The organism is Pirellulales bacterium (assembly GCA_036490175.1).
GTDB lineage: Bacteria > Planctomycetota > Planctomycetia > Pirellulales > JACPPG01 > JACPPG01.
This window is the reverse complement of the sequence record DASXEJ010000169.1, coordinates 1-3277: the sequence shown is the minus strand read 5'-3', so window position 1 is coordinate 3277 and position 3277 is coordinate 1. Positions and strand designations below refer to the sequence as shown.

The 3277-nt window shown below is 58.7% G+C and carries 2 protein-coding genes; one reads left to right on the top strand and one right to left on the bottom strand.

All coding sequences use genetic code 11. The annotated features are described in order from the left end of the window. Positions 1–1262: 1262 nt before the first annotated feature. Complete coding sequence (locus tag VGG64_12830) at positions 1263–2684, bottom strand: IS66 family transposase (protein HEY1600483.1); 1422 nt, start codon at positions 2682–2684, stop codon at positions 1263–1265. Here VGG64_12830 and VGG64_12825 point away from each other — a divergent pair. Further along, positions 2666–2980, top strand: coding sequence for a 3-oxoacyl-[acyl-carrier-protein] synthase III C-terminal domain-containing protein (locus VGG64_12825; GenBank protein HEY1600482.1), 315 nt, complete (start codon positions 2666–2668; stop codon positions 2978–2980). The two genes, VGG64_12830 and VGG64_12825, sit on opposite strands and share 19 nt — an antisense overlap. Positions 2981–3277 lie beyond the last annotated feature (297 nt).

Genomic DNA, 3277 nt, shown 5'->3' with positions numbered 1-3277 from the left:
CGTAACTGTTCACACCCTGGGGAGCAACGAAGGGATTGACTGAGTAGCGGGCGAAATGGGCGGCGAACTTTCTGGGTCCAACCCCGTGACACAAGCCCTAGGGTCCACGAAAATTGGCGTTATGAGCTATGACCTTGAGGTGTGGTCAATTCGAGCCAGCAACGTGGGGGCACTTTGCCCTGCCGGCGAATGGCAGGCAACTGACACCTGTTGGACGTATGCCGGTCGCGGATGGCAGATTGTAATCGGTCGATCCGACCGCGTTTTTCCGGAAGATATTCCCGAGGGCGTCGCTGCGACTCTGCCGGGGATCGAGTACGTCACTCACATGTCCGTCGAAGGTAGCGCTCCGCAGAGTGCACTCGCTCGGGCAGATCGCATTGCCAAAAAACTTGCTGTGGCATCGCACGGAGTGATCTTCGACCCACAGGCTGATACCGTAGCCACTCCCGCCGGTGTAAAACGCCTTCAGCCGATCAGGCATGAAGAATCTTTCTCGATACTCGAAATGTCGTGGTGGTTTTTGGAGAGTCCAGTTCACGAACCTGGCGGCCGCGACCGTTTGCTGAGTTGTCTTGAAAATACGTTGCCTGAAACTTTGCCTCGGCGGTATGGGCTCTGGGAGCCGCCACAATACGTCTACGGGGAAACAGGGCGTGCGCACTTTCTTCAGTTTCTAGACGAACACTCGAACGAGACAATCGTGTGGTATCCGCACCGCCCAGTTGTCAGCGTCCACCTGGGTTTTCCATACCCGCTTGGGGCGAGTCGGCGAGGATTTCGGGCAAACAACGTGAGTATCGGCGTCCATGCAGCGTCTCTTGTGCAACCGGGATGGAATACGCAGTTGCATCGCGCCTGGATCGAGTTGTCTCGCCTCATTCGGCCGTTTTACGGCGATGTCCAATTGCTCAGTGGCTTCTTGCGAGGCGGCGCAGGGGGGTACGGAATTGGTCCCGATACTGAACGACACCCCGTCAAAAGCTGGTGGTGGCGGGGTGTCCCGACAAACGTTGGTAGCGCCGTCGTTTTGGGAGAGTCGTATCAACAGCTGTGGCCCGCTTTTAGGTCTGCCGCAAACCATGTAGATGGGCTCGCCACCGTAACGTCAGAAGACTGGTCGATTAAAACCAACATCGCCGAAGAGCTCGGGGGCGTCCCCGTCGAGATTGCCCAGCTTGAGAGTGAGCCCCTCACGTCACGCGCGGCCCTCAACGCGAGGTACAGCTACCCAGGTGGCTGGCCATTCGGAGATCCTTTCCTTAAGTCGTAATCGTTACCTTGGAGAGGAGTGAAGGGGCTGGGTGGTGGGCGAAGTGTGCGGCTACGGCTTGGGCGACGAAGTCGAAGACGTTCGTGTTTTGTTTGCGGCAGGTTTCGATGGTCGTAAGCATTGTCTCCACGAAACGACTGCCAGCCGCGCTCTGCGTGCCGAAGGAAAGTTTCCGCCAAATCACCGCATGACGTAAGGCGCGCTCGCTGGCGTTGTTAGTTGGTTCGACCCCTTCGGCTTCGAGAAACGTCCATAGGCGGTCGCGATGTTCGTACAAGGGGCCACACATGCCCTTCAGCCGCGCGTTGCCGCTAAAGGCGCCGCGCAGCAGTAAGGGGTCGATCTCTTGACGGATCGGCTGCATCAGCCTGAGCCAACCGCGGCGCGTGAGTGTGCCGTCGCGATAGCGGGCCCACAAGCCAAACAGCTCGCACGTCGGTCGCATGAGATCGTGTCCCAGTCGTTTGACCGTTCCATCGTCCGAATCGACCAGCGCCTGAAAATCCCGTTTCAAATGGGCCCAGCACCACTGCAAGCGACCGTGCGCCCAATACATCTTGGCCCGATCACAGGTGATCACGCCGTCGAACGCTTCGCCCAACCACTCTTCCAGCAACGTCCCGGCGCGCGACAGACGCACTCCAAAGACCGTGAACGCGCCAGCCACCGCCGTCCACAACCAGGCCTTGTTCGGCCCCTCTTTGGTCGGCGATTCGTCCATACCCAATTGGTCCTGGGCCGGCAATTGCTCGACCAGCTCGTGATACGGCGGCCGTAGCGCCTGGGTGACTTGTTGCTGCATCTTAACTGTCAAAGCAGCGCAGCACGGTTGGTTCAACAGCGCCTCCAGGAACAGCGCCGTGCGGCGTTTGCTCTGGCGGAAGTAGGCCATCAACAAGCCACTGAAAGCGATCAACCGGGGGCCGGACTGGCCTTGCGGCACGCCCGGTGGAAGTTCGGCACAGGTCGACGCGCCACAGCCACGGCACGTCAGGCGGTGTCGTTGATATTCGGTCACGTGCGGTTTGATCTTGGGCAATTCCCACACCTGGTGCCGTAGCGGCTCGCCATCACAGCCGGCCAGCTTCTTTCCGCAGCGGCGACACTCGATCGGCTTGAGCGTGTGCACTTCGTCGCACTCATCGGTGGGCAACAGTGGCCGCCCGTGTTTGGCGTGCCCGGGCTGTCCACCGCGTTTCTTGTTCGACTTCGGCTTGTTCGCCAGCGGCTTGGCGTGTGGATGCTGGCTGCTCGGCGGCAGCGACGAGTTCTGCGGCGTTTTGTTCAGCTTTGCTTCGAGTACGGCAATGCGGCGCTCGTAATACTCGATGACGCCTCGCAATAAAGCCTGAAAGTCAGGCGGCAAAGCGGCCAGTTGTTCCGGCGTAATCGGTGCCTGGGACGACGACATGCCCCCAGCCTACGCGATGCATACCCCTGCTAGCGAAGAGCACAATTCAGGAATTCCCCGTGAACGGTTACGTTCATCCCGGTGGACCGCGAATTCTGGATGCCTGCGGCCACACATTGGGATTACGCGAAAAGCAGTTAGCTGTGTCGCGCGAGGTATTGTCCGAGTTTGGCAATAGGTCATCGCCGACCGTGCTGTTTATCCTCGATCGGTTGAGGCAGCGACATGCGATGCGCCCGTGCGTAATACTAGCGTTCGGACCGGGACTAACGATCGAGGCGGCCTTGCTGCGTTAGCAAGAATATCGACACACCGAAAGGAATCGACCTGATGATCGTCTGCCCCTCTGTTCGCAAACAGGATATCCGCAGTCATTACAATTTGACGACGCTGTTCTATCGTTTGTTGTGGGGACGACATATTCATCACGGCCTGTGGTCAGGGGACGAGTCAGCCAGCGTTGCCCAACAGCAGCTAAGAACAAGTCTTCAAAGTCACTTTTTGTGAGCGAGGCGGCGTGACATCAGGGCGATCATGGAAATGAGAATCATCGCTTCACTGGTTTCCGTGTTGTGTTCATAGTCGCGGCTGTG